General features: G+C 52.5%; 24 protein-coding genes. 11 read left to right on the top strand and 13 right to left on the bottom strand.

The window, feature by feature from the left end; translation table 11 throughout:
- Positions 1–2: 2 nt before the first annotated feature.
- Positions 3–1,406: a chromosomal replication initiator protein DnaA gene (dnaA, locus tag OGX67_RS02270; protein ID WP_003023861.1), complete on the bottom strand. Its 1,404-nt coding sequence runs from the start codon at positions 1,404–1,406 to the stop codon at positions 3–5.
- A 222-nt stretch (positions 1,407–1,628) separates the two neighbouring features.
- Here dnaA and OGX67_RS26930 point away from each other — a divergent pair, with 222 nt between their 5' ends.
- From OGX67_RS26930 to OGX67_RS02225, 10 genes are all read left to right on the top strand, one after another.
- Complete coding sequence (locus OGX67_RS26930) at positions 1,629–1,784, top strand: hypothetical protein (protein WP_418219453.1); 156 nt, start codon at positions 1,629–1,631, stop codon at positions 1,782–1,784.
- 228 nt (positions 1,785–2,012) lie between these two features.
- The gene (rpmH, locus tag OGX67_RS02265; protein ID WP_003023858.1) at positions 2,013–2,153 is read left to right on the top strand and encodes a 50S ribosomal protein L34; all 141 of its coding nucleotides are present in this window, start codon (positions 2,013–2,015) and stop codon (positions 2,151–2,153) included.
- Positions 2,154–2,170: 17 nt separating this feature from the next.
- A complete protein-coding gene (gene rnpA / locus OGX67_RS02260) occupies positions 2,171–2,530 on the top strand; it encodes a ribonuclease P protein component (protein WP_003844432.1) in 360 nt (119 codons plus the stop codon).
- Positions 2,494–2,751 (top strand): membrane protein insertion efficiency factor YidD, encoded by a 258-nt coding sequence (gene yidD, locus OGX67_RS02255; protein WP_003023846.1) that lies wholly within the window; start codon positions 2,494–2,496, stop codon positions 2,749–2,751. Before rnpA ends, yidD begins: the two co-directional genes overlap by 37 nt.
- Before the next feature lie 2 nt (positions 2,752–2,753).
- Complete coding sequence (yidC, locus tag OGX67_RS02250) at positions 2,754–4,400, top strand: membrane protein insertase YidC (RefSeq protein ID WP_003023844.1); 1,647 nt, start codon at positions 2,754–2,756, stop codon at positions 4,398–4,400.
- 105 nt (positions 4,401–4,505) lie between these two features.
- Entirely contained in the window at positions 4,506–5,870 is a 1,365-nt protein-coding gene (gene mnmE, locus OGX67_RS02245) for a tRNA uridine-5-carboxymethylaminomethyl(34) synthesis GTPase MnmE (protein ID WP_003844431.1), read from the top strand.
- 182 nt (positions 5,871–6,052) lie between these two features.
- Positions 6,053–7,234, top strand: coding sequence for an MFS transporter (locus OGX67_RS02240; protein ID WP_071696245.1), 1,182 nt, complete (start codon positions 6,053–6,055; stop codon positions 7,232–7,234).
- The gene (gene yidZ / locus OGX67_RS02235) at positions 7,203–8,162 is read left to right on the top strand and encodes an HTH-type transcriptional regulator YidZ (protein ID WP_003023837.1); all 960 of its coding nucleotides are present in this window, start codon (positions 7,203–7,205) and stop codon (positions 8,160–8,162) included. Before OGX67_RS02240 ends, yidZ begins: the two co-directional genes overlap by 32 nt.
- Positions 8,163–8,342: 180 nt before the next feature.
- Complete coding sequence (locus tag OGX67_RS02230; RefSeq protein ID WP_071696244.1) at positions 8,343–9,089, top strand: 4'-phosphopantetheinyl transferase family protein; 747 nt, start codon at positions 8,343–8,345, stop codon at positions 9,087–9,089.
- A gap of 30 nt (positions 9,090–9,119) precedes the next feature.
- Positions 9,120–9,686 carry an NADPH-dependent FMN reductase gene (locus OGX67_RS02225; RefSeq protein ID WP_003023832.1) on the top strand — a complete coding sequence of 189 codons (567 nt, stop codon included), beginning with the start codon at positions 9,120–9,122 and terminating at the stop codon, positions 9,684–9,686.
- Positions 9,687–9,740: 54 nt separating this feature from the next.
- Here OGX67_RS02225 and adeP read toward each other — a convergent pair whose 3' ends face one another.
- Positions 9,741–11,078, bottom strand: a complete 1,338-nt coding sequence (gene adeP, locus OGX67_RS02220; RefSeq protein WP_003023830.1) for an adenine permease AdeP — start codon at positions 11,076–11,078, stop codon at positions 9,741–9,743.
- 167 nt (positions 11,079–11,245) lie between these two features.
- Between adeP and yieH the strand changes: the two genes are divergently transcribed.
- Positions 11,246–11,911 carry a 6-phosphogluconate phosphatase gene (gene yieH / locus OGX67_RS02215; RefSeq protein WP_032950596.1) on the top strand — a complete coding sequence of 222 codons (666 nt, stop codon included), beginning with the start codon at positions 11,246–11,248 and terminating at the stop codon, positions 11,909–11,911.
- 84 nt (positions 11,912–11,995) lie between these two features.
- Here the strand turns inward: yieH and phoU are convergent, their stop codons facing one another.
- From phoU to atpA, 11 genes are all read right to left on the bottom strand, one after another.
- On the bottom strand, positions 11,996–12,721 hold the full coding sequence (phoU, locus tag OGX67_RS02210; RefSeq protein WP_003023824.1) for a phosphate signaling complex protein PhoU: 726 nt from the start codon (positions 12,719–12,721) through the stop codon (positions 11,996–11,998).
- 14 nt (positions 12,722–12,735) lie between these two features.
- Entirely contained in the window at positions 12,736–13,509 is a 774-nt protein-coding gene (gene pstB, locus OGX67_RS02205) for a phosphate ABC transporter ATP-binding protein PstB (protein ID WP_003023821.1), read from the bottom strand.
- A 46-nt stretch (positions 13,510–13,555) separates the two neighbouring features.
- Complete coding sequence (gene pstA / locus OGX67_RS02200) at positions 13,556–14,446, bottom strand: phosphate ABC transporter permease PstA (protein WP_003023819.1); 891 nt, start codon at positions 14,444–14,446, stop codon at positions 13,556–13,558.
- Positions 14,446–15,405 carry a phosphate ABC transporter permease PstC gene (gene pstC, locus OGX67_RS02195; RefSeq protein ID WP_003023817.1) on the bottom strand — a complete coding sequence of 320 codons (960 nt, stop codon included), beginning with the start codon at positions 15,403–15,405 and terminating at the stop codon, positions 14,446–14,448. The genes pstA and pstC overlap by 1 nt, the downstream gene beginning before the upstream one ends.
- A gap of 144 nt (positions 15,406–15,549) precedes the next feature.
- On the bottom strand, positions 15,550–16,590 hold the full coding sequence (pstS, locus tag OGX67_RS02190; protein ID WP_003023814.1) for a phosphate ABC transporter substrate-binding protein PstS: 1,041 nt from the start codon (positions 16,588–16,590) through the stop codon (positions 15,550–15,552).
- A 334-nt stretch (positions 16,591–16,924) separates the two neighbouring features.
- Entirely contained in the window at positions 16,925–18,754 is a 1,830-nt protein-coding gene (gene glmS, locus OGX67_RS02185) for a glutamine--fructose-6-phosphate transaminase (isomerizing) (protein WP_257651377.1), read from the bottom strand.
- A gap of 224 nt (positions 18,755–18,978) precedes the next feature.
- Complete coding sequence (glmU, locus tag OGX67_RS02180; protein WP_257651378.1) at positions 18,979–20,349, bottom strand: bifunctional UDP-N-acetylglucosamine diphosphorylase/glucosamine-1-phosphate N-acetyltransferase GlmU; 1,371 nt, start codon at positions 20,347–20,349, stop codon at positions 18,979–18,981.
- Positions 20,350–20,997: 648 nt separating this feature from the next.
- On the bottom strand, positions 20,998–21,417 hold the full coding sequence (locus OGX67_RS02175; RefSeq protein WP_003023809.1) for a F0F1 ATP synthase subunit epsilon: 420 nt from the start codon (positions 21,415–21,417) through the stop codon (positions 20,998–21,000).
- Positions 21,418–21,437: 20 nt separating this feature from the next.
- Complete coding sequence (gene atpD, locus OGX67_RS02170; protein ID WP_003023806.1) at positions 21,438–22,820, bottom strand: F0F1 ATP synthase subunit beta; 1,383 nt, start codon at positions 22,818–22,820, stop codon at positions 21,438–21,440.
- 26 nt (positions 22,821–22,846) lie between these two features.
- The gene (gene atpG, locus OGX67_RS02165) at positions 22,847–23,710 is read right to left on the bottom strand and encodes a F0F1 ATP synthase subunit gamma (RefSeq protein WP_003023804.1); all 864 of its coding nucleotides are present in this window, start codon (positions 23,708–23,710) and stop codon (positions 22,847–22,849) included.
- A 50-nt stretch (positions 23,711–23,760) separates the two neighbouring features.
- Positions 23,761–25,302 carry a F0F1 ATP synthase subunit alpha gene (gene atpA / locus OGX67_RS02160; protein WP_003023802.1) on the bottom strand — a complete coding sequence of 514 codons (1,542 nt, stop codon included), beginning with the start codon at positions 25,300–25,302 and terminating at the stop codon, positions 23,761–23,763.
- Between the last annotated feature and the right edge of the window lie 9 nt (positions 25,303–25,311).

Below are 25,311 nucleotides of genomic sequence, written 5' to 3'. Positions count from 1 at the left end.
CGTCACGAAGATAATGTTCTGATTAAATTGGAGAAATCTTCTTTAATATCATGGCTTTCTTCACGCAACTGCTCAATCTTGCGGCAGGCATGAAGCACGGTAGTATGGTCACGCCCACCAAACGCGTCGCCAATTTCCGGCAGACTGTGGTTAGTGAGCTCTTTTGCCAGCGCCATCGCCATCTGGCGCGGACGAGCTACCGAGCGAGATCGACGCTTAGAAAGCAGATCCGCAATTTTGATTTTGTAATACTCCGCCACCGTCTTCTGGATATTGTCGATGGTGACCAGCTTTTCCTGCAAAGCCAGCAGATCGCGCAGCGCTTCACGCACGAAATCGATAGTAATCGCCCGGCCGGTAAAATTGGCGTTGGCGATCACGCGGTTCAGTGCGCCTTCCAGCTCACGTACGTTAGAGCGTAGACGCTTGGCAATAAAGAACGCTACTTCACCCGGCAGACGAATGTCGTTTTCGTCGGCTTTTTTCATCAGGATCGCAACACGCGTTTCCAGTTCAGGCGGTTCGATCGCGACAGTCAGTCCCCAGCCAAAACGGGATTTCAGACGATCTTCAACGCCGTTGATCTCCTTCGGATAGCGATCCGAGGTCAGGATGATCTGCTGATTGCCTTCCAGCAGGGCGTTAAAGGTGTGGAAAAACTCTTCCTGCGATCGCTCTTTATTCGCGAAGAATTGGATATCGTCAATCAGCAGCGCGTCAACGGAACGGTAGTAGCGTTTAAACTCTTCGATCGCATTGTTTTGCAGGGCTTTGACCATGTCCTGCACAAAACGCTCGGAGTGCATATACACCACTTTGGCGTTTGGCTTACGCGCCATAATGCCGTTACCGACAGCGTGCAGCAGGTGGGTTTTACCCAGACCCGTACCGCCATAAAGGAATAACGGATTGTAGGCGCCGCCAGGATTGTCCGCCACCTGACGTGCCGCCGCGCGCGCCAGTTGGTTAGATTTACCTTCAACGAAGTTATCAAACGTGTGTTTGACGTTGACGTTAGAACGATAGGTAGGTTCTGCCGGAGCCGGGACGTTATCCCAGCCTGGACGCGCCGCCGGAGCAGCACGTTGTGGTTGCACTTGCTGAGTCACGTGGGCGGGCGCAACAACGTTGTTGACCGGCGTTTTCAGCGTTTGCGTGACGGGTTTAGTACCGACTTCAAAGCGCAGCTGTGGGGCATCCGCTCCACAGAAATTATTGAGTAATCCATTAATATTATTAAGGTATTTATCCCTTACCCAATCGAGCACGAAACGGTTTGGCGCGTACAAAGCCAGCGTGTTATCGCTCAGTTCCGCCTGCAACGGGCGTATCCACATACTGAACTCTGTGGCTGGTAACTCATCCTGCAATCGGGCAAGACACTGCTGCCAAAGCGAAAGTGACACGGCGGACTCCACTCGAACAAAAGTCGATAAATGACAAAGGCTGAAACATTCATGATTGTTGACGCACACCGACAAGACCCTATGCAAAGGGTGACGTGCGAATTGCTATCTGCAATTTTTACCCGATCAGGATCCATTGAAACGATCAGGACCGCGGATCATAGCGTAAACTGAGAAAGAGATCTTCTGTTTCTCACAGATTCTTCCCGATTTATCCACAGGATGATCCAGAATCGGCTAAGTGTAAACGATCCTGGAGAAGTGCTGCAGGTTTTAGCGCGCATATTGAAAAAATTAATGAGTAAAGATGCTTTACTGCTTAAACGATCTAATAAAGATCCCGAGCGATCCTTGCGCTTTATCCACCAGCCCGTATAATTCTTACCCCCAGCGAGTAACGGTCGCCTTACGGCGTCAACGCTGCCTGTTTTTTACGCGAAACCATGCGGAAAAAAGCGGGAAATAAGGAAAGAGAATTGACTCCGGAGTGTACAATTATTACAATCCGGCCTCTTTAATCACCCACACTGTGGCGTAAGTCGTTCGAAATTCGTTCGGGTATACGCAAAAGTCAGTGAATTTATTCAAGTTTAGGTAGAAATCGCCATGAAACGCACTTTTCAACCGTCTGTACTGAAGCGCAACCGTTCTCACGGCTTCCGTGCTCGTATGGCTAATAAAAATGGTCGTCAGGTTCTGGCACGTCGTCGTGCTAAAGGCCGTTCTCGTCTGACCGTTTCTAAGTAATAAAAGCTAGCCCCTGAGTGGTTAAGCTCGCATTTCCCAGGGAGTTACGTTTGTTAACTCCCACTCATTTCACATTCGTCTTCCAGCAGCCACAACGGGCTGGCACGCCGCAAATCACCATCCTCGGCCGCCTGAATTCGCTGGGGCATCCCCGTATCGGTCTTACAGTCGCCAAGAAAAATGTTAAACGTGCGCATGAACGCAATCGGATTAAACGTCTGACGCGTGAAAGCTTCCGTTTACGTCAGCACGAGCTTCCAGCAATGGATTTCGTGGTGGTGGCGAAAAAAGGGGTTGCTGACCTCGATAACCGTGCTCTCTCGGAAGCGTTGGAAAAATTATGGCGTCGCCATTGTCGCCTGGCTCGCGGGTCCTGATAGCCCTCATTCGGGTCTATCAACGCCTGATCAGTCCGCTGCTTGGGCCGCATTGCCGTTTCACTCCAACCTGTTCGAGCTACGGAATTGAGGCATTGCGCAGGTTTGGAGTGATAAAAGGCAGTTGGTTGACGGTGAAACGCGTATTAAAATGCCACCCTTTACACCCTGGTGGTGACGATCCCGTCCCGCCCGGACCATTTGATACCAGAGAACACTAACGATGGATTCGCAACGCAATCTTTTAGTCATCGCTTTGCTGTTCGTGTCTTTCATGATCTGGCAAGCCTGGGAGCAGGATAAAAACCCGCAACCTCAGGCCCAACAGACCACGCAGACAACGACCACCGCAGCGGGTAGCGCCGCAGACCAGGGCGTACCGGCCAGTGGCCAGGGGAAACTGATTACGGTTAAAACTGACGTGCTTGATCTGACCATCAACACCCGTGGTGGTGATGTGGAACAGGCTTCACTGCCAGCTTACCCGAAAGAACTCGGTTCTACCGAACCGTTCCAGTTACTGGAAACCACGCCACAGTTCATCTACCAGGCTCAGAGTGGCCTGACAGGTCGTGACGGCCCGGATAACCCGGCTAACGGCCCGCGTCCGCTGTACAACGTCGAAAAAGACGCGTTTGTACTGGCTGACGGTCAGAACGAACTGCAGATCCCGATGACCTATACTGACGCAGCGGGTAACACATTCACTAAAACGTTTGTACTCAAGCGTGGTGAATATGCTGTCAACGTTAACTACAGCGTGCAGAACGCCGGCGAAAAACCGCTGGAAGTCTCCACCTTTGGTCAGCTGAAGCAATCCATCAATCTGCCATCTCATCGCGATACCGGAAGCAGCAACTTTGCGCTGCACACCTTCCGCGGCGCGGCGTACTCCACGCCGGATGAGAAGTATGAGAAATACAAATTCGACACCATTGCTGAAAACGAAAACCTGAACGTCAATGCTAAAGACGGCTGGGTCGCAATGCTGCAACAGTATTTCGCAACGGCATGGGTTCCGCGTAACGACGGCACCAACAACTTCTATACCGCTAACCTGGGTAACGGCATTGCTGCTATCGGCTATAAGTCACAGCCGGTACTGGTACAGCCTGGCCAGACTGGCGCGATGACCAGTACCCTGTGGGTCGGCCCGGAAATTCAGGATAAAATGGCGGCCGTTGCACCGCACCTGGATCTGACCGTGGATTACGGCTGGTTGTGGTTCATTTCTCAGCCGCTGTTTAAACTGCTGAAGTGGATCCATAGCTTCCTGGGTAACTGGGGCTTCTCCATCATCGTTATCACCTTTATCGTTCGTGGCATCATGTACCCGCTGACCAAAGCGCAGTACACCTCCATGGCGAAGATGCGTATGCTGCAGCCGAAGATTCAGGCAATGCGTGAGCGTCTGGGCGATGACAAACAGCGTCAGAGCCAGGAAATGATGGCCCTGTACAAAGCTGAGAAGGTTAACCCGCTGGGCGGCTGCTTCCCGCTGATCATCCAGATGCCAATCTTCCTGGCGTTGTACTACATGCTGATGGGCTCCATTGAACTGCGTCATGCACCGTTCGCTCTGTGGATCCATGACTTGTCTGCACAGGACCCGTACTACATTCTGCCGATTCTGATGGGCGTGACGATGTTCTTCATTCAGAAGATGTCTCCGACCACCGTAACCGACCCGATGCAGCAGAAGATCATGACCTTTATGCCGGTCATCTTCACCGTGTTCTTCCTGTGGTTCCCGTCAGGTCTGGTGCTGTACTATATCGTCAGCAACCTGGTAACCATTATTCAGCAGCAGCTGATTTACCGTGGTCTGGAGAAGCGTGGCCTGCATAGCCGCGAGAAGAAAAACTCCTGATTCGGTGTAGGCCGGATTAGGCGAAGCCGCCATCCGGCAAACGGAACATAAAGTAAAGGGCGGTCATTAGACCGCCTTTTTTATTGCATTAAGAAGAGACAAACCATGAGCCATAACGACACCATCGTCGCTCAGGCCACCCCACCGGGACGTGGTGGCGTGGGTATCCTGCGTATCTCCGGCCTGAAGGCGCGTGAGGTCGCAGAAACCGTACTGGGGAAACTACCCAAACCGCGTTATGCCGATTATCTGCCGTTTAAAGACGCGGATGGCAGCACGCTGGATCAGGGGATTGCCCTGTGGTTCCCCGGCCCGAACTCCTTTACCGGCGAAGACGTTTTAGAGCTTCAGGGCCACGGAGGTCCGGTGATTCTTGACCTGCTGCTCAAACGTATTCTGACCATTCCCGGGCTGCGCATTGCCAGACCGGGTGAATTCTCCGAACGCGCGTTTCTCAATGATAAGCTCGATTTAGCCCAGGCCGAGGCGATTGCCGACCTGATCGATGCCAGCTCGGAGCAAGCCGCACGTTCGGCGCTGAACTCGTTGCAGGGTGCATTTTCCGCACGGGTAAATCATCTTGTGGAAGCACTCACTCACCTGCGCATCTATGTCGAAGCGGCGATCGACTTCCCGGATGAAGAAATCGACTTCCTGTCTGACGGCAAGATTGAAGCGCAGCTCAATAGCGTTATCAGCGATCTTGATGCCGTACGTGCCGAAGCGCGTCAGGGTAGCCTGCTGCGCGAAGGGATGAAGGTAGTCATTGCCGGTCGCCCTAACGCCGGGAAATCGAGCCTGCTGAACGCGCTGGCAGGCCGTGAGGCGGCTATAGTGACCGACATTGCGGGGACAACTCGCGACGTACTGCGTGAGCATATTCATATCGACGGTATGCCGCTGCACATCATCGACACCGCCGGTTTGCGCGATGCCAGCGACGAAGTTGAACGCATTGGTATCGAACGTGCGTGGCAGGAAATCGAACAAGCCGACCGTGTGCTGTTTATGGTGGATGGCACTACCACCGACGCCGTGGACCCGGCTGACATCTGGCCAGACTTTATTGCCCGTCTGCCAGCCAAACTGCCGATTACCGTGGTGCGTAACAAAGCGGATATTACCGGTGAGACGCTGGGCCTTAGCGAAGTAAATGGCCACTCACTGGTTCGTCTCTCCGCACGTACCGGTGAAGGTGTTGACGTACTGCGTAACCATCTCAAACAGAGCATGGGCTTTGAAACCAATATGGAAGGTGGCTTCCTGGCGCGTCGTCGTCACCTGCAGGCACTGGCAGAAGCGGCGGAGCATCTCGAGCAGGGTAAAGCCCAACTGCTCGGAGCATGGGCCGGAGAATTGCTGGCAGAGGAGCTACGTCTGGCGCAGCAGAACCTCAGTGAGATCACCGGGGAATTTACCTCCGACGATCTGCTGGGACGAATTTTCTCCAGTTTCTGTATTGGTAAGTAACGTTGTGTTGCCCGGTGGCGCGATGCTTGCCGGGCCTACAGGCCCTGTAGGCCGGATAAGGCGTTTACACCGCCATCCGGCAACAACAATTTCCCATGCGGAAATCACTGTTGTCCAAATGGCAACTCGTGCAGTTGACTCTCTGACCGTATGCTTAGCGCCACATTTCTCATGAGGTCGCTATGACACGCTTTCTAATCTGCAGTTTCGCCCTGGTTCTTCTTTATCCTGCCGGTATTGATATGTATCTGGTGGGGCTGCCCCGTATTGCGGCCGATCTACAGGCCAGCGAGGCGCAACTGCATATCGCGTTTTCGGTTTATCTGGCAGGAATGGCGACGGCGATGCTTTTCGCCGGAAAAGTTGCCGACCAGTCAGGACGTAAACCAGTCGCTATTGTCGGTGCACTCATCTTTATTTTCGCCTCTGCGCTGTGTTCATTTGCCGAGAGCGGTACGCCGTTCCTGGTAGGCCGCTTTATTCAGGGTGTGGGCGCCGGCTGCTGTTATGTGGTGGCTTTCGCTATTCTGCGCGATACGCTCGACGATCGTCGCCGGGCGAAGGTACTGTCGTTGTTGAACGGTATTACCTGTATCGTGCCGGTGCTGGCTCCGGTGATGGGGCATCTGATCATGCTCAAATACCCGTGGCAGAGCCTGTTCTACACGATGATGGGAATGGGTGTGGCTGTTTGCCTGCTGTCGGTGTTTGTCCTGCGAGAATCGCGCCCAGCAACGCTTATGGCGACGATGGAAAAGAACCACACAACCGAATCACTGGTAAACCGCTTTTTCTTAAGCCGTCTGGCCATTACCACCCTCAGCGTATCGGTGATCCTGACCTTTGTGAATACGTCTCCGGTGCTGCTGATGGAAGTGATGGGCTTCGACCGCGGCGAGTACGCCACTACCATGGCCATGACCGCTGGCATCAGTATGGCGGTCTCTTTCTCTACGCCATTTGCTCTGAGCGTGTTTAAGCCTCGCATTATGATGCTGACCTCGCAGGTGCTGTTTCTGTGTGCAGGCGTGGTGTTAACCCTTGCTACTTCACACGCGGTAACGTTGTTCGGGTTAACCCTAATCTGCGCCGGATTCTCGGTCGGTTTCGGTGTTGCGATGAGCCAGGCGCTGGGACCGTTCTCGCTGCGCGCGGGCGTCGCCAGCTCGGCATTAGGTATTGCACAGGTTTGCGGTTCCTCGCTGTGGATTTGGCTGGCGGCTGTTCTTGGCCTTGATGCGCTGAATATGCTGATCGGGATTCTGATTGGCTGTAGCATAGTGAGTATCATGCTGATTATCACTGTTGCACCTAACCGGTCCGCGCCAACTCATGAAGAAATCCCTCAGCAGTCTCGATCTTAATTTATTGCTCTGCCTGCAGCTGTTGATGCAGGAACGCAGCGTCACTAAAACCGCTAAACGGATGAACGTCACACCGTCGGCGGTCAGTAAGTCGCTGTCGAAGCTGCGGGCCTGGTTTGACGATCCCTTGTTTGTGAACACCCCGCTGGGGCTATCGCCGACGCCGCTGATGGTCAGCATGGAGCAGAGCCTGGCTGAATGGATGCAGATGGGCAATCAGCTGCTCGATAAGCCGCACCATGAATCGCCGCGCGGGCTGAAGTTTGATCTGGTGGCCGAAACGCCGCTGGTGATGATCATGTTCAACGCGCTCTCCCGGCAGATTTACCAGCGCTATCCTCAGGCGACGATCAAAATACGCAACTGGGACTATGATTCGCTGGATGCCATTATTCGCGGTGAAGTGGATATTGGCTTTACCGGACGCGAAAGTCATCCGCGTTCGCGAGAACTGCTGAGTTTGTTGCCATTGTCGATCGACCATGAAGTGCTGTTTTCCGATCTGCCCTGCGTCTGGCTACGTGAAGATCATCCCGCACTGCAGGAAGAGTGGAATCTGGACACCTTTCTGCGCTATCCGCACATCAGCATTAGCTGGGAGCAAAGCGATACATGGGCGCTGGATGAAGTCCTGCAAGAAATGGGGCGCGCACGCAATATCGCGTTATGTCTGCCTGGTTTTGAGCAATCGCTGTTTATGGCTGCGCAGCCAGATCACGCGCTGATTGCCACCGCACCGGTTTATTGCCAGCGTTATAACCAACTCCACCAGCTTCCACTCGTTGCGCGGCCGATGCCATTTGATACGGCGCAACTGGAAAAAATGCGCGTACCGTTTACTCTTCTTTGGCATAAACGCAACAGCCACAATCCTAAGATCGTCTGGCTAAAAGACACGATCAAGGCGCTTTATCGCGATATATCCTGACGATCCGTCATTTTGGTGTTTCTAAATCGACCATTCTGGCAACAGAAATGTAAATATCGCGTAATGTATCCCATTTCCGCTTATTTTTTGGGCAGCAAAGCCTGCCCGGAAGCCGTGTAAATGTTACTCTGGTGATAATCACGGACCATTAATCACGGACCATTAATCACGGAGCGAAAAATGGCGACACATTTTGCCAGAGGGATTCTTACGGAGGGACACCTGGTTTCAGTTCGTCTCCCTACTCCATGTCACATTGAAGCAAGAGATCTACCCGCCCACCGCCGAACACGCTTCCTGGCCTCCCGAAGTCTTCTCGCCGAACTGATGTTCATGCTTTACGGCACCAGCACGTTGCCTGAGATTGTTACTGAGGCGAAAGGTAAGCCCGTTTTTCGCGATAAGAATCTACCGGGATTTTCGATTTCTTATGCCGGGAATATCGTCGGCGTTGTGCTAACGACTGAAGGAACGTGCGGCCTGGATATGGAACTTCAGCGGGCAACCCGCGGGTTTAACAATCCAAATTCAGCGGAAACGTGGCGCTTCTCCAATAACGAAAACCTGTGGATCAATAATCAAAACGACCCCAATGAAGCGCGCGCGCAGCTCATTACATTGCGCCAGAGCGTACTCAAACTCACTGGCGATGTATGCAATGACGATCCGCGCGAACTCCAGCTTTTACCCGGCGCAGGACGCCTGAAATGTGCCCATGTTGCGCAGATTGAAGCCATTTGCGACGCGGAAGATGTGCTGGTGTGGTCGGTTGCGGTTACGCCAACCATTGAAAAACTCAAGGTTTGGGAGTTTGATGGTCAGCAGGACTGGAAAAGTTTGCCTGATATCCAGACTCGCGCCAATGAGCCAACGGGCCGTCTGATCCGGTTCTCTCAATTATGCGCAGCGAAAAGCCATACGCTTTAATTTAACCTTCATGATGAAACAGGAGTCACCATGTCTGAAACATTGAATGTTGTTACGTTACTGGGAAGTCTGCGCAAAGGTTCGTTTAATGGAATGGTTGCCCGTACACTGCCCAAGATTGCTCCCGCAGGAATGGAAGTGAGCGCGTTACCGTCGATTGGTGATATCCCACTGTACGATGCCGATCTCCAGCAGGAAGAGGGTTTTCCGGCCAGCGTAGAAGCACTGGCTGAGCAAATCAGAAAGGCTGACGGTGTCGTCATCGTCACACCTGAATATAACTATTCTGTTCCGGGCGGACTGAAGAACGCCATCGACTGGCTGTCTCGCCTGCCCGATCAGCCATTATCCGGCAAACCGGTGCTGATCCAGACCAGCTCCATGGGTGCCATTGGCGGCGCGCGCTGCCAGTACCATCTGCGTCAAATCCTGGTGTTCCTCGACGCCATGGTAATGAACAAGCCGGAATTTATGGGCGGGGTCATTCAAAACAAGGTGGATCCGCAGACGGGTGAAGTGATTGACCAAAGCACGCTGGACCATCTGACCGGCCAGTTGACCGCATTTGGCGACTACATCCAACGCGTGAAAGCCTAAAAGAAAAAGCCCGCCAGCAACGATGCCTGGCGGGCAGTTGTCCAGACCGATATTTTAGTGCGCGTCGATAAACACAATCTTCAGCACAAACAGCAGCGCGACAACGATGACGCACGGGCTGAGATCGCGGAAACGTCCAGTACCGATTTTCATCACGCAGTAAGAGATAAAGCCCAGCGCAATACCTTCGGTAATTGAGAAGCTAAACGGCATCATCACAGCGGTAATAAACGCCGGAACCGCTTCAGTCAGATCATCCCACTTCACGCGTGACAGGCTTGATGTCATCAGCACGCCAACATAAATCAGCGCACCTGCTGCTGCATAGCCCGGTACCATACCCGCCAGCGGCGACAGGAAGATAACCAGCAGGAACAGCAGGCCAACGACGACTGCCGTCAGGCCGGTACGGCCACCAACCGACACCCCGGAAGAGGATTCAATATAGGCGGTAACGGAAGAGGTCCCGATAAACGCCCCGGTAACCGACGACACGCTATCCACATACAGCGCCTGCTTCATGCGTGGGAACTTGCCCTTCGCGTCCGCCAGACCGGCTTTATCCGTCACGCCAATCAGCGTACCGGAGGAGTCAAACAGGTTGACCAGCATGAACGAGAAAATCACACCCGCCAGGCCAATGTTAAACGAACCGGCCAGATCGACATGTCCGATAACGGACATCACGCTCGGCGGTGCAGAAACGATACCGTTGTAATGGACATCGCCCAGCATCCAGCCCAGCAGCGTGGTTACAATGATGGAAATCAGCACCGCCGCATGAATGTTACGTGACGCCAGAATCGCGATGATAAAGAAGCCCAGAATACCGAGCAGTACGCTGTGGGACGTCAGGTTACCGATAGACACCAGCGTGTCTTTGTTGGCGACGATAACACCTGCGTTTTTCAGCCCCATCATGCCGATGAACAGACCGATACCGCTGGTGATCCCCACTCGCAGACTAACTGGGATATTAGCAATCATCCAGTAACGTACGCGGAAAATGGTCAGCAGCAGCAGACCTACCGCGCCCCAGAAGATAGCACCCATACCGATCTGCCATGACAGGCCCATCGCGCCGACGACCACGAAAGCGAAAAATGCGTTCAGGCCCATAGCAGGCGCAAGTGCGACCGGCAGGTTAGCAAATAGCCCCATCAGGATGCTACCAAAGGCAGCAATAAGGCAGGTGGTAACAAAGACGGCGCTGGTATCCATGCCAGCCACGCCAAGAATTTGCGGGTTAACAAAAACGATATACACCATCGTCAGGAAGGTGGTTAAACCGGCGATCACTTCGGTCCGTGCCGTCGTGCCATGTTCGCGCAGTTTGAACACGCGTTCCAGCATCCCCTGGCCAGAAGCCTGGGTTGTGTGTTGTTGACTCATTATCAATTTCCGAACAAGGAGGGAAAATTCGTCGCTATCCTATACCAAAATGCGACAATAGGGTTGGGTTATGAGCAACTTTTTTCATTGATTTTGCTTATACGGCAACGATTGCGTCGCCCAATAATGCATTACGAAAACGTTAAACTTGTTAAAACGGAAATGACATGTCCCAGATAGAAGCCGTATTTTTTGACTGTGACGGTACCCTTGTCGACAGTGAAGTGATTTGTTCTCGCGCGTATGTCAGCATGTTCCAGGCGTTTGGCATTACGCTCGATCTTGAAGAAATTTTCAAACGCTTCAAGGGGGTAAAGCTGTACGAGATCATCGACATTATCAACGAAGAGCACGGTGTCGAACTGGCAAAAGCCGATTTAGAACCGGTTTACCGCGCTGAGGTCGCACGTCTGTTCGATACCGAGCTGGAAGTCATTGCTGGTGCGAACACGCTGCTGGACAGCATGGCTGTGCCAATGTGCGTGGTGTCTAACGGTCCGGTCAGCAAAATGCAGCATTCGCTGGGTAAGCTGGGCATGTTGCACCATTTTCCTGATTTACTGTTCAGCGGCTACGATATCCAACGCTGGAAGCCCGATCCGGCCCTAATGTTCCATGCGGCAAAAGCAATGGACGTTAATGTTGAGAACTGCATTCTGGTTGATGATTCCAGCGCAGGCGCACAGGCGGGGATTGCGGCGGGGATGGAAGTGTTCTACTTCTGCGCCGATCCGCATAACAAACCTATCGATCATCCAAAAGTCACGACCTTTACCGATCTGGCACAGTTGCCGGAATTGTGGAAGGCGCGGGGTTGGGATATTACCCGGTAATTTTTTGTAGGCCCGGTAAGCTTGCGCCACCGGGCAATTGCCGGATGGCGCTAACGCTTATCCGGCCTACTTTCTACGTTTTTATCACTCTTTAGGATCTTTGCCCGCCAGCAGCTTATCCAGCTCATCGCCGCCCACGTGACGGAAGTCTTGTCCCTTCACGAAATAGAAGATGTATTCGCAGATATTCTGGCAGCGGTCACCGATACGTTCGATGGAACGTGCGCAGAACAGCGCGGTCAGCACGCTTGGAATGGTACGTGGGTCTTCCATCATATAAGTCATCAGCTGACGCACGATGCCTTCATACTCCTGGTCGACTTTCTTATCTTCGCGATAAATACGTACCGCTTCGTCGAGATCCATACGCGCAAACGCATCCAACACGTCGTGCAGCATCTGCACGGTGTGACGACCCAGCGACTCCAGACTTACCAGCAGCGGCTGGTGCTGTTGCGAGAACTTCTCCAGCGCGGTGCGGCAAATTTTATCTGCCACGTCGCCAATACGTTCCAGCTCAGCGATGGTTTTGATAATCGCCATCACCAGACGCAGGTCGCTCGCTGTCGGTTGACGCTTGGCGATGATACGCACGCAGGCTTCGTCGATCGCCACCTCCATCATGTTGACGTTCTTATCGCCTTCAATGACGCGCTTCGCCAGCTCGCTGTCCTGGTTGTGCATCGCCGTGATTGCATCAGAAAGCTGCTGCTCGACCATGCCGCCCATGGTCATCACCTGGGTACGGATGCTTTCCAGCTCTGCATTGAACTGGCCGGAAATATGTTTATTAAGGTTAAGGTTATCCACAACAAGCTCCTGAATCAGCCGTAACGACCGGTGATGTAATCTTCAGTTTGTTTCTTCGCGGGCTTGGTGAACAGATCGTCCGTGTTACTGAACTCAATCAACTCGCCCAGGTACATAAATGCCGTGTGATCGGAACAACGCGCAGCCTGCTGCATGTTGTGGGTAACGATAACGACGGTGTAATCCTCTTTCAGCTCAGTGATCAGCTCTTCGATACGCCCGGTAGAAATAGGGTCGAGCGCTGAACATGGCTCATCAAGCAGAAGCACTTCCGGGCGAATGGCGATGCCACGCGCAATACACAGTCGCTGCTGCTGACCACCCGAGAGAGAGTACCCGCTCTGGTGTAATTTATCTTTGGTTTCATTCCACAATGCGGCCTTGGTCAATGCCCACTGCACGCGTTCGTCCATATCCGCACGCGAGAGTTTCTCAAACAGACGTACGCCAAAAGCGATGTTGTCGTAGATGGACATCGGGAACGGCGTGGGCTTCTGGAATACCATGCCCACTTTGGCACGCAGCAGAGCGATATCCTGGGTATTGGTGAGAATATTGTCGCCATCCAGCAGAATTTCACCTTCCGCACGTTGCTCCGGGTACAGTTCAAACATTTTGTTGAACGTACGCAGCAGCGTCGATTTACCACAGCCAGAAGGCCCGATAAACGCCGTTACCTGGTTTTTAGCAATATCCAGGTTGATGTTCTTCAGGGCATGGAATTTGCCATAGTAGAAGTTCAAATCACGAACCTGAATCTTACCTGGGGCAGTATCAACCATACTCATTTCAATCTTTTCCTCATCCGGCGCCGCATCAGCCACGCCGTAAAAATTAACCGTGTTTCTTCTTCGCGAAAATGACGCGCGCCAGAATGTTCAGCAGCAGTACGCACAGGGTAATAATCAGTACCCCGGCCCAGGCCAGTTGCTGCCACTCAGCAAACGGGCTCATCGCAAACTTAAAGATAGTGACCGGCAGGTTGGCGATAGGCTGCATCATGTCAGTGCTCCAGAACTGGTTGGAGAGCGACGTAAACAGCAGCGGAGCCGTTTCACCTGCGATACGAGCAATTGCTAACAGAACACCTGTAATGATGCCCGAGACAGATGCCTTCAGGGTGATCGCAGAAATCATCTTCCATTTCGGCGTACCCAGTGCATAGGCGGCTTCACGCAGGCTATCTGGCACCAGCTTGAGCATGTTCTCTGTGGTACGAATAACAATAGGCACCTGCAGCAGCGCCAGCGCGATCACGCCCGCCCAGCCGGAGAAATGCTCCATTTTTGCTACCACGATGGTGTAAACGAACAGACCGACCACGATGGATGGCGCAGAAAGCAGGATGTCATTGATAAAGCGGATGACCTCAGCCAGCCAGGACTTACGCCCATACTCCGCCAGGTAGATACCCGCCATAATGCCGAGCGGGGTACCAAACACGGTCGCCCACAGAATCAACAGACCGCTACCGGCCAGGGCGTTCGCCAGACCACCACCCGCCGTATTCGGCGGCGGCGTCATTTCGGTGAACAGCGCCAGCGACATACCGTCAATACCGCGGGTGATCGTGGACATCAGGATCCAAATGAGCCAGAACAGACCGAACGCCATGGTCGCCATAGAGAGCGTCAGCGCGATGCGGTTTTTCAGACGACGACGCGCCTGCATTTTACGGCGGGATTCCGCAAGCTGAGCGGTGTTTTGCATTTCAAGCGTAGCCATTAGCGTGCCCCCTCGTTCTTCGCAAGGCGCATGATCATGAACTTAGACGCAGCCAGCACGATGAAGGTGATCACAAACAGAATCAGACCCAGCTCCATCAACGCTGCAACGTGCAGCCCAGATTCCGCTTCGGCAAATTCATTCGCCAGCGCAGAGGTAATACTGTTGCCCGGCATGTACAGCGAGGCGCTATCGAGCTGGTAGGTGTTACCGATGATAAAGGTCACCGCCATGGTTTCACCCAGCGCACGCCCCAGACCCAGCATCACGCCGCCAATTACACCATTTTTAGTGAACGGCAGGACGATACGCCAGATAACTTCCCAGGTGGTACAGCCGATGCCGTAGGCCGACTCTTTCATAAGTACCGGCGTTTGTTCGAACACATCACGCATAACCGCCGCAATGTACGGGATGATCATGATGGCGAGGATCACGCCAGCCGCCAGAATACCGATACCAAAAGCTGGGCCGGAGAACAGTGCGCCAACAAACGGAATGTTGGAAAGGATGTTTCCGACTGGCTCCTGGAAATAAGTCGCAAACAGCGGGGCAAAGATAAACAGCCCCCACATGCCGTACACGATACTCGGAATTGCCGCCAGCAGTTCAATAGCGATGCCCAGCGGGCGACGCAGCCAGCCAGGTGCAAGTTCAGTCAGGAACAGCGCAATGCCGAAACTCACCGGAACGGCAATCAACAGTGCAATAAGTGAGGTAACCAGCGTACCGTAAATCGGTACTAAAGCACCGTAGATATCGTTCGGCGCATCCCAGTCTTTGGTCCACAGAAAGGAGAAACCAAATTTCTGAATGCTTGGCCAGGAGGAGATAACCAGAGAGACAATAATGCCACCCAACATCAATAGCACAATCAGCGCAGCCAGTCTTACCAGCGCGCTGAAGATCATGTCACCCTTTTTACCCGGTGGGTTAAAAGCAGGCTTGGTTGCAGCCATAAATCACTCTTTAAGTTAAACGCGTTTACGAAGTTGCCCATGCCGGATGGCGCTACGCTTATCCGGCCTACAAAGCGGGCCTACAGTCGAAACCGTAGGGCGGATAAGCGTAGCGCCATCCGCCAACTCGTTAAAGATATTCTATTAGTACAGCGCTTTACCGCTGCTGTCTTTCACGTTGGTCTTCCATGCAGCACGAACCTGCTCAACCACGCTGTCCGGCAGGCTGGCGTAATCCAGGTCGTTAGCCTGTTTGCCGCCATTTTTGTACGCCCAGTCGAAGAACTTCAGCACTTCTGCGCTCTGCTCTGGTTTCTTCGACTCTTTATGGACCAGGATGAAGGTGGTGGAAGTGATTGGCCACGCGTCGTCACCTTTCTGGTTAGTCAGATCCTGAGCGAAAGTTTTGCTCCAGTCAGCGCCTTTTGCGGCGTTAGCAAAGCTCTCTTCTGTCGGGCTTACCGGTTTGCCATCAGCAGAGACCAGCTTGGTGTACGCCAGGTTGTTCTGCTTAGCGTAAGCGTACTCAACGTAACCGATAGAACCCGGCAGACGCTGTACGAACGCAGCGATACCGTCGTTACCTTTACCGCCCAGACCGGTCGGCCAGTTCACAGTAGAGCCGGAACCAATTTTAGATTTCCACTCTTCGTTTACTTTTGCCAGGTAGCTGGTGAAAACGAAGGAAGTACCGGAACCGTCAGCGCGACGCACAACGGCGATATTCTGTGAAGGCAGCTTCAGACCCGGGTTCAGTTTGGTAATGGCTTCATCATCCCACTTCTTAATTTTACCGAGGTAGATGTCACCCAGCGTTTTACCGTCCAGCACCAGCTCGCCGGATTTCAGGCCCGGGATATTCACAGCCAGCACTACGCCACCGATCACGGTCGGGAACTGGAACAGACCTTCTTGCGCCAGTTTTTCGTCAGACAGCGGTGCATCAGAAGCGCCGAAATCAACGGTATTGGCCGTAATTTGTTTTACACCACCGGAGGAGCCGATACCCTGGTAGTTTACTTTGCTACCGGTCTCTTTCTGATAGGTATCTGCCCATTTGGCATACACTGGCGCAGGGAAGGTTGCACCTGCACCTGTCAGGCTCGCTGCTGCAAACGCAGAGAACGCGCTCATGGATAAGGTCGCGGCGACAACAGTTGCGACAGTGGTACGCATAACTTTCATAATGTCTCCTGCACGGTTTTCGTAAATCGTTGTTTGAGTTGCTACTGTGAGCAAAATAGGACAAACAGGTGACAGTTAAATGTACGAAATATGACAGTTTTATGACAACGAAAAATACGGGAAGTTTTTTATATAAAAATACATTTAAAACAAAAAGTTAGTCGACATCATGACAATAACATTTCGTTAAAATTTTCTTTTTATGACACTGAAAACAGTAGTTGAAGATGACGGTTTGTCACATAAAACAGGCTGGATAATTGATTAAAAACAGAACAAATTTAAAAAAATGCCCCGCTTGTAGCAGGGCATTTCCAGTTCAGTTAAGCACGGATTATTCTACGGTAACCGATTTCGCCAGGTTACGCGGCTGATCGACGTCGGTGCCTTTAATCAGCGCCACATGATACGCCAGCAGCTGCAGCGGAACGGTGTAGAAGATCGGTGCAATCACCTCTTCCACATGCGGCATCTCGATGATGTGCATGTTTTCGCTGCTGGTAAAGCCAGCATCCTGGTCAGCAAAGACGTACAGCTGACCGCCACGGGCGCGAACTTCTTCAATGTTGGATTTCAGTTTTTCCAACAATTCGTTGTTCGGCGCAACCACGATAACCGGCATATCGGCATCAATCAGGGCCAGCGGACCGTGTTTCAGTTCACCTGCGGCATAAGCTTCAGCGTGAATATACGAGATCTCTTTCAGCTTCAGCGCGCCTTCCAGCGCAATCGGATACTGATCGCCACGGCCAAGGAACAGCGCATGGTGTTTGTCAGAGAAACCTTCAGCCAGAGCGGCAATGCGTTTGTCCTGAGACAGCATCTGCTCAATACGGCTCGGCAGCGCCAGCAGACCGTGAACGATCTCCTGCTCAATAGACGCATCAAGGCCTTTCAGACGGGACAGTTTCGCCACCAGCATCAGCAGAACGGTCAGCTGAGTGGTAAATGCTTTCGTGGAGGCCACGCCGATTTCGGTACCGGCATTGGTCATCATCGCCAGGTCGGATTCGCGCACCAGAGAAGATCCCGGTACGTTACAGATAGCCAGCGAGCCCAGATAGCCCAACTCTTTGGATAAGCGCAGCCCCGCCAGAGTATCCGCCGTTTCACCAGACTGAGAAAGGGTAATCATCAGGCTGTTACGACGCACGGCAGATTTGCGATAGCGGAATTCGGAAGCGATTTCGACATCACAAGGAATACCCGCCAGCGATTCAAACCAGTAACGGGACACCATACCGGAGTTGTACGACGTACCGCAGGCGATAATCTGGATATGCTCAACTTGAGACAGCAGCTCGTTGGCACGCGACCCCAGCTCGCTTAAATCCACTTCACCGTGGCTAATGCGCCCGGTCAGCGTATTTTTAATCGCGTTCGGCTGTTCGTAGATCTCTTTCTGCATGTAGTGGCGATAAATACCTTTTTCGCCCGCGTCATACTGCAGATTCGATTCGATATCCTGACGTTTAACTTCTGCGCCAGACTTGTCGAAAATAGAGACAGAACGACGAGTCACTTCCGCGATGTCACCCTCTTCCAGGAAGATGAAGCGACGGGTTACCGGCAGCAGCGCCAGCTGATCGGAAGCGATGAAGTTTTCGCCCATACCCAGACCAATCACCAGCGGGCTACCAGAACGGGCCGCCAGCAGGGTTTCCGGATTACGGGTATCCATGATCACCGTGCCGTAGGCACCGCGCAGCTGCGGAATAGTACGCAGCACGGCTTCACGCAGCGTTCCACCCTGTTCCAGTTCCCAGTGCACCAGGTGAGCAATCACTTCGGTGTCGGTTTCAGAAACAAAGGTATAGCCACGCGTTTTCAACAGCTCACGCAGTGGTTCATGGTTTTCAATGATGCCGTTATGCACCACAACAATGTGTTCAGAAACATGGGGATGCGCGTTCGCTTCTGAAGGTTCACCGTGTGTAGCCCAGCGGGTGTGAGCGATACCTGTACCACCATGCAACGGATGTTCTTCCGCAGCAGCAGTCAGCATCTGCACTTTACCCAGACGACGCAGACGGGTCATGTTACCTTCAGCATCGACGACGGCCAGACCAGCAGAGTCATAACCACGATATTCCAGACGACGTAAACCTTCGAGAAGGATTTCAGCTACATCACGCTGCGCGATAGCGCCAACAATTCCACACATATTTTTTGATTCCGAATTTAGGCATTATGCCTGTCGTTGTCGCTGACCTGTATTTGCCCATTTCGGGCGCCCCGAGCCTTGTAGAGAGTGGGGTTATTTTTATGGTATTGCTTGTTGAGCGGAGGATTATGTTATCCCCTCATCTCTTGTCTGCCTGATGGCGCTTACGCTTATCAGGCCTACAGAACGTCACCGCACGTAGGCCGCCATCTGGCAAAAATCACTTACTTCTTCTTCACCGGACGCTGCCAGCCCTGTTTATGGACTTGAGGTACACGGCTTAATACCAGTTCATTATCGGCGACATTACGCGTTACGGTGGTTCCGGCGGCGATCGTTGCACCTTTACCCACGGTGACAGGCGCCACCAGCTGAGTATCAGAACCCACAAACACATCATCACCAATAATGGTTTTAAACTTATTGGCGCCATCGTAGTTGCAGGTAATCGTACCCGCGCCGATATTCACGTTATCGCCAATTTCCGCATCACCCAGGTAGGTCAAATGACCGGCTTTGGAGCCTTTACCCAGACGCGCTTTTTTCATTTCGACAAAGTTACCCACGTGCGCGCCTTCCTGCAGCTCAGCACCCGGGCGCAGACGTGCGAATGGACCAATGGTGCAAGCGGCTTCCAGATGCGCATCTTCCACCACACTGTATGGACTAAGCTCGCAACCCTCACCAATCACGCTGTTTTTGATGATGCAACCGGCGCCAATCTTGACGCGATCCCCAACGGTTACGTTACCTTCAATGATAACGTTAGTATCAATTTCAACATCGCGCCCGTGAATAAGCGTACCGCGAAGATCAAAACGTGCCGGATCGCGCAGCATCACGCCTGCCAGCAGCAGTTTTTCTGCCTGCTCGGACTGATAAACACGTTCCAGACGGGATAGCTGAAGACGGTTATTCACCCCTTCAGTTTCGCTAATGCGTGCCGGATGTACTGCAGCAATTTCACGTCCTTCCTTATACGCCATCGCGATGATATCGGTGATGTAGTATTCACCCTGCACGTTGTTGTTGGTCAGTTTAGACAGCCAACGCTTCATGTCAGCGCCGTTGGCAATCAGGATACCAGTGTTTATTTCCTGGATTTGACGCTGCTCGTCGGTGGCATCTTTATGCTCAACGATACCCGTGACATTGCCGTTATCGCGGGTAATTCGGCCATAACCGGTTGGGTCATCAAGTTTTACCGTTAGCAAGCCAATGCCGCCCTGCGGTTTGGCTTCACGCAGGCGACGTAAGGTATCGGTAGAGATCAGCGGCACATCGCCATAGAGCATTAAAATGTCTTCATCATCACCAAAGAATGGCGCCGCCTGCTGCATTGCATGGCCGGTACCCAACTGTTCCGCCTGCAGAACCCAGTTCAGATTGCCATCTTTCAGCGTCTGCTTGAGCAAATCACCACCGTGCCCGTAGACCAGATGTACGTGAGTCGCACCTAATTCATTAGCAGCATCAATGACATGCTGAACCATCGGTTTTCCTGCGAGGGTATGCAGCACTTTAGGGAGATCGGAATACATACGCGTGCCTTTGCCTGCGGCAAGGATCACGACGCTCATAGCTTTATTCAACATACACGTCCTGACTGTAATTTGAGAACGAATTTATACCGTTTCACATTGAAAATACTACATTTTTTTCATCGTGAAATGGACCGAAGATAAAACGTTCAACAGGGGTAATTCCCCATCTGATAACTCACTATTTTCGTCTAAATCAGTGTCTTTTGTCTGCCAAAAACCTGGGGGCTGCTCTTATTAAAGCCTTAGGTTAATGTTTTTGCTATTTTTTCACCGCATGAATAAAGAGTTACACATGCAAAGCCCGATTTTATTTATGTGATTCAGTGAGAAACCGAAAATGCGTACGCGAAATAAAAAGTTGAGGGAGAAGAGTAGGGGGAGGGGATTTATAACAACAAGTGGCGCTGACTGATAAACCATATCAAGCATCGCGCCACAGGACAGGCAGGTAAAGTCTAAAAGCTCATATTGCTGAACATGGCGATGATTTTATTGAGTAATTTCATGTTGGCATCTCTTTTTATCTGATTTTATTATGTGACATACATCACATAAAAAGAGTCTACGCCGCATTTTTTAGCCAATCAATATTTTTATGATCTAAATCACAAAACAGCTTTCAATTTAAATGTTCTTGCAGCAAAAGCAAAAAAAGCCAGCCTGGAAACCAGACTGGCCTTTGTGCTTTTCAAGCCGGTGTTACATCGCTTTTTTGGTCAACTCGATTACGCGCAGTTTCGCGATCGCTTTGGCCAGTTCCGCAGATGCCTGAGCGTAATCCACGTCACCATGAGAGCTCTTGATGTGCTCTTCAGCCTTACGCTTCGCTTCCAGGGCTCTCGCTTCATCGAGATCCTGTCCGCGAATCGCGGTATCAGCCAGAACGGTCACGCTGCCAGGCTGCACTTCGAGAATGCCGCCGGACAGGTAGATAAACTCTTCATGACCGAACTGTTTAACGATGCGGATCATACCAGGCTTAATGGCGGTGAGCAGCGGTGCGTGACCCGGGAAAATACCCAGTTCACCTTCACTACCCGTTACCTGGATTTTCTCGACCAGACCAGAGAACATTTGTTGCTCTGCGCTGACGACGTCCAGGTGGTAAGTCATTGCCATATCACCCTCCGATTAAGGCGTTAAAGTTTTTTGGCTTTTTCCACGGCTTCGTCGATAGAACCAACCATGTAGAACGCCTGTTCTGGCAGGTGGTCGTATTCGCCTTCCATGATGCCTTTAAAGCCACGGATGGTGTCTTTCAGGGAAACGTATTTGCCCGGAGAACCGGTGAATACTTCCGCAACGAAGAACGGCTGGGACAGGAAGCGCTGAATCTTACGTGCGCGTGCTACCACCAGTTTATCTTCTTCAGACAGTTCATCCATACCCAGGATGGCGATGATGTCTTTCAGTTCCTGATAACGCTGCAGCAGGGACTGTACGCCACGCGCGGTGTCGTAGTGTTCCTGACCAACAACCAGCGGATCCAGCTGACGGCTGGTGGAGTCCAGCGGGTCAACTGCCGGGTAGATACCCAGAGATGCGATCTGACGGCTCAGTACCACGGTTGCATCCAAGTGAGCAAAGGTGGTTGCTGGGGATGGGTCAGTCAAGTCATCCGCTGGTACGTATACCGCCTGAACGGAGGTGATAGAACCGGTTTTGGTGGAGGTGATACGTTCCTGCAGAACACCCATCTCTTCCGCCAGGGTCGGCTGGTAGCCTACCGCTGATGGCATACGACCCAGCAGTGCAGATACTTCTGTACCGGCCAGGGTGTAACGATAGATGTTATCAACGAACAGCAGAACGTCACGACCTTCGTCACGGAACTTCTCAGCCATGGTCAGACCGGTCAGCGCAACACGCAGACGGTTTCCCGGCGGCTCGTTCATCTGGCCATATACCAGGGATACTTTGTCCAGAACGTTGGAGTCGGTCATTTCGTGGTAGAAGTCGTTACCCTCACGAGTACGTTCACCTACGCCCGCAAACACGGAGTAACCGGAGTGTTCGATCGCGATGTTACGGATCAGCTCCATCATGTTTACGGTTTTACCTACACCCGCACCACCGAACAGACCAACTTTACCGCCCTTAGCGAACGGACACATCAGGTCGATAACTTTGATACCAGTTTCCAGCAGTTCCTGAGAGCTTGACAGCTCTTCGTAGGAAGGTGCTGCACGGTGGATCGCCCAACGCTCTTCTTCACCGATATCGCCTTTCATGTCGATCGGGTGACCCAGGACGTTCATGATACGACCCAGCGTTGCTTTACCTACCGGGACTTCGATCGGGTGCTCGAGGTCTTTAACTTCCAGACCACGACGCAGACCGTCAGAAGAACCCATGGCGATGGTACGTACGATACCGCCGCCGAGCTGCTGCTGAACTTCCAGCACCAGGCTCTCTTTACCATTCATAACCTCAAGAGCATCGTACACGCGCGGTACGGCATCCTGAGGGAATTCGACGTCAACCACGGCGCCGATTACCTGGACAATTTTTCCAGTAGCCATCTTGAATCCTCTACGAATTAACCTGGTTATACCGCGGATGCACCACCGACGATTTCGGTGAGTTCCTGAGTAATGCTGGCCTGACGAGCTTTGTTGTATACCAACTGCAGCTCTTTAATCAGGCTGCCGCCATTGTCGGTCGCGGCTTTCATCGCCACCATACGTGCGGCCTGCTCGCTGGCCAGGTTTTCTACCACGCCCTGATAAACCTGAGACTCGACATAACGACGCAGCAGGGTATCCAGCAGCGCTTTCGGGTCTGGCTCATATAGGTAATCCCAGGATTTACGCTTCAATTCATCATCATCTGATGCCGGCAGAGGCAGCAGTTGGGTGATGGTTGGCGTCTGAGACATGGTGTTAATAAATTTGTTGCTGACAACGTACAGTCTGTCCAGGCGACCTTCATCGTAGGCCTGCAGCATCACTTTAACCGGACCGATCAGTTCGGACAGGGAAGGGTTATCCCCCATACCGGTTACCTGAGCAATCACATTACCGCCAACGGAGTTAAAGAAAGACACGCCCTTAGAGCCGATCATTGCGATATCGCACTGAACGCCTTTATCGGACCATGTTTTCATATCCGCCAGCAGCTTTTTGAACAGGTTAATGTTCAAGCCACCGCACAGACCACGGTCGGTCGACACCACCAGGTAGCCCACGCGTTTAACGTCGCGTTCTTCCAGGTAAGGGTGCTTATATTCCAGATTACCATTCGCAAGGTGACCAATCACTTTGCGCATGGTCTCTGCATAAGGACGGCTGGCCGCCATGCGATCCTGCGATTTACGCATTTTGGAAGCGGCGACCATCTCCATCGCTTTAGTGATCTTCTGCGTGTTCTGGACGCTTGCGATCTTACTACGTATCTCTTTTGCGCCGGCCATGAGCTTCTCCTCAATGCCTTGCGGTCCACCCTAAAGCAGACCGCCAGACGTTACCAGGACTGGGTTGCCTTGAAGGAATCGAGGATAGCTTTCAGCTTGCCTTCGATTTCATCGTTATAGCCACCGGACTGGTTGATCTCTTGCATCAGCGGAGCGTGGTCACGGTCAACGTAAGCCAGCAGAGCGGCTTCGAAGCTACCGATTTTCGCCAGTTCCACATCTTCGAGGTAACCGCGTTCAGCCGCGAACAGCACCACACCCTGCTGTGCAACAGACATTGGCGCATACTGTTTCTGCTTCAGCAGTTCAGTTACTTTCTGACCGTGGCTCAGCTGCTTACGAGTAGCTTCATCCAGGTCGGAAGCGAACTGAGAAAACGCTGCCAGTTCACGATACTGCGCCAGTGCGGTACGAATACCACCGGACAGTTTCTTGATGATCTTGGTCTGCGCTGCACCACCAACACGAGATACGGAGATACCCGGGTTAACTGCCGGACGAATACCGGAGTTAAACAGGTTGGTTTCCAGGAAGATCTGACCATCGGTAATAGAAATTACGTTGGTCGGAACGAACGCAGAAACGTCACCCGCCTGGGTTTCGATAATCGGCAGAGCGGTCAGGGAGCCAGTTTTACCTTTAACTTCACCATTGGTGAACTTCTCAACGTATTCCGCGTTTACGCGGGATGCGCGTTCCAGCAGACGGGAGTGGAGGTAAAATACGTCGCCCGGGAATGCTTCACGTCCTGGTGGACGACGCAGCAGCAGGGAAACCTGACGGTAAGCAACAGCCTGTTTAGACAGGTCATCGTAAACGATCAGTGCATCTTCACCGCGGTCACGGAAGTATTCGCCCATTGCGCAACCGGCATATGGCGCCAGGTATTGCAGTGCAGCAGATTCAGACGCGGTCGCCACAACAACGATGGTGTTGGACAGTGCGCCGTGTTCTTCCAGTTTACGAACCACGTTAGAAATGGTGGACGCTTTCTGGCCGATAGCCACGTACACACATTTGATGCCGGAATCACGCTGGTTGATGATGGCATCGATTGCCATCGCGGTTTTACCTGTCTGACGGTCACCGATGATCAGCTCACGCTGGCCACGACCGATTGGGATCATGGCATCAACAGATTTATAACCGGTCTGTACTGGCTGGTCGACGGACTGACGTTCGATTACGCCTGGTGCGATAACTTCGATTGGCGAGAAGCCATCGTTATCAACCGGACCTTTACCGTCAATCGGGGAACCCAGAGTGTTCACCACACGACCCAGCAGGCCACGGCCAACCGGAACTTCCAGAATACGACCCGTACACTTAACCTTCATGCCTTCGGCGAGGTCAGCGTATGGACCCATCACAACTGCACCTACGGAGTCGCGCTCCAGGTTCAGTGCGATAGCGTAACGGTTACCCGGCAGGGAAATCATCTCACCCTGCATACAATCGGCCAGGCCGTGAATGCGGATAACACCGTCACTTACAGAAACAATAGTACCTTCGTTGTGAGCTTCGCTCACAACATTGAACTGAGCAATGCGCTGCTTGATCAGTTCGCTGATTTCGGTGGAATTCAGTTGCATGCTCCAGTC

It is taken from the genome of Citrobacter sp. Cf118, assembly GCF_030334095.1.
Taxonomy (GTDB): Bacteria; Pseudomonadota; Gammaproteobacteria; order Enterobacterales; family Enterobacteriaceae; genus Citrobacter; species Citrobacter freundii.
The sequence above is the reverse complement of the archived record's forward strand: the minus strand, read 5'-3'. Positions and strand labels throughout refer to the sequence as shown.

Bases quoted from the DNA above. Each gene is read 5' to 3' on its own strand.
- glmU (WP_257651378.1), bottom strand. From the start codon at position 20,349: ATGTTGAATAAAGCTATGAGCGTCGTGATCCTTGCCGCAGGCAAAGGC.
- yidC (WP_003023844.1), top strand. From the start codon at position 2,754: ATGGATTCGCAACGCAATCTTTTAGTCATCGCTTTGCTGTTCGTGTCT.
- yidD (WP_003023846.1), top strand. From the start codon at position 2,494: ATGGCGTCGCCATTGTCGCCTGGCTCGCGGGTCCTGATAGCCCTCATT.
- glmS (WP_257651377.1), bottom strand. From the start codon at position 18,754: ATGTGTGGAATTGTTGGCGCTATCGCGCAGCGTGATGTAGCTGAAATC.
- pstA (WP_003023819.1), bottom strand. From the start codon at position 14,446: ATGGCTACGCTTGAAATGCAAAACACCGCTCAGCTTGCGGAATCCCGC.
- adeP (WP_003023830.1), bottom strand. From the start codon at position 11,078: ATGAGTCAACAACACACAACCCAGGCTTCTGGCCAGGGGATGCTGGAA.
- OGX67_RS02225 (WP_003023832.1), top strand. From the start codon at position 9,120: ATGTCTGAAACATTGAATGTTGTTACGTTACTGGGAAGTCTGCGCAAA.
- pstS (WP_003023814.1), bottom strand. From the start codon at position 16,590: ATGAAAGTTATGCGTACCACTGTCGCAACTGTTGTCGCCGCGACCTTA.
- OGX67_RS26930 (WP_418219453.1), top strand. From the start codon at position 1,629: ATGATCCAGAATCGGCTAAGTGTAAACGATCCTGGAGAAGTGCTGCAG.
- rpmH (WP_003023858.1), top strand. From the start codon at position 2,013: ATGAAACGCACTTTTCAACCGTCTGTACTGAAGCGCAACCGTTCTCAC.
- pstC (WP_003023817.1), bottom strand. From the start codon at position 15,405: ATGGCTGCAACCAAGCCTGCTTTTAACCCACCGGGTAAAAAGGGTGAC.
- yieH (WP_032950596.1), top strand. From the start codon at position 11,246: ATGTCCCAGATAGAAGCCGTATTTTTTGACTGTGACGGTACCCTTGTC.
- OGX67_RS02175 (WP_003023809.1), bottom strand. From the start codon at position 21,417: ATGGCAATGACTTACCACCTGGACGTCGTCAGCGCAGAGCAACAAATG.
- pstB (WP_003023821.1), bottom strand. From the start codon at position 13,509: ATGAGTATGGTTGATACTGCCCCAGGTAAGATTCAGGTTCGTGATTTG.
- OGX67_RS02240 (WP_071696245.1), top strand. From the start codon at position 6,053: ATGACACGCTTTCTAATCTGCAGTTTCGCCCTGGTTCTTCTTTATCCT.
- atpA (WP_003023802.1), bottom strand. From the start codon at position 25,302: ATGCAACTGAATTCCACCGAAATCAGCGAACTGATCAAGCAGCGCATT.
- OGX67_RS02230 (WP_071696244.1), top strand. From the start codon at position 8,343: ATGGCGACACATTTTGCCAGAGGGATTCTTACGGAGGGACACCTGGTT.
- atpG (WP_003023804.1), bottom strand. From the start codon at position 23,710: ATGGCCGGCGCAAAAGAGATACGTAGTAAGATCGCAAGCGTCCAGAAC.
- mnmE (WP_003844431.1), top strand. From the start codon at position 4,506: ATGAGCCATAACGACACCATCGTCGCTCAGGCCACCCCACCGGGACGT.
- yidZ (WP_003023837.1), top strand. From the start codon at position 7,203: ATGAAGAAATCCCTCAGCAGTCTCGATCTTAATTTATTGCTCTGCCTG.
- atpD (WP_003023806.1), bottom strand. From the start codon at position 22,820: ATGGCTACTGGAAAAATTGTCCAGGTAATCGGCGCCGTGGTTGACGTC.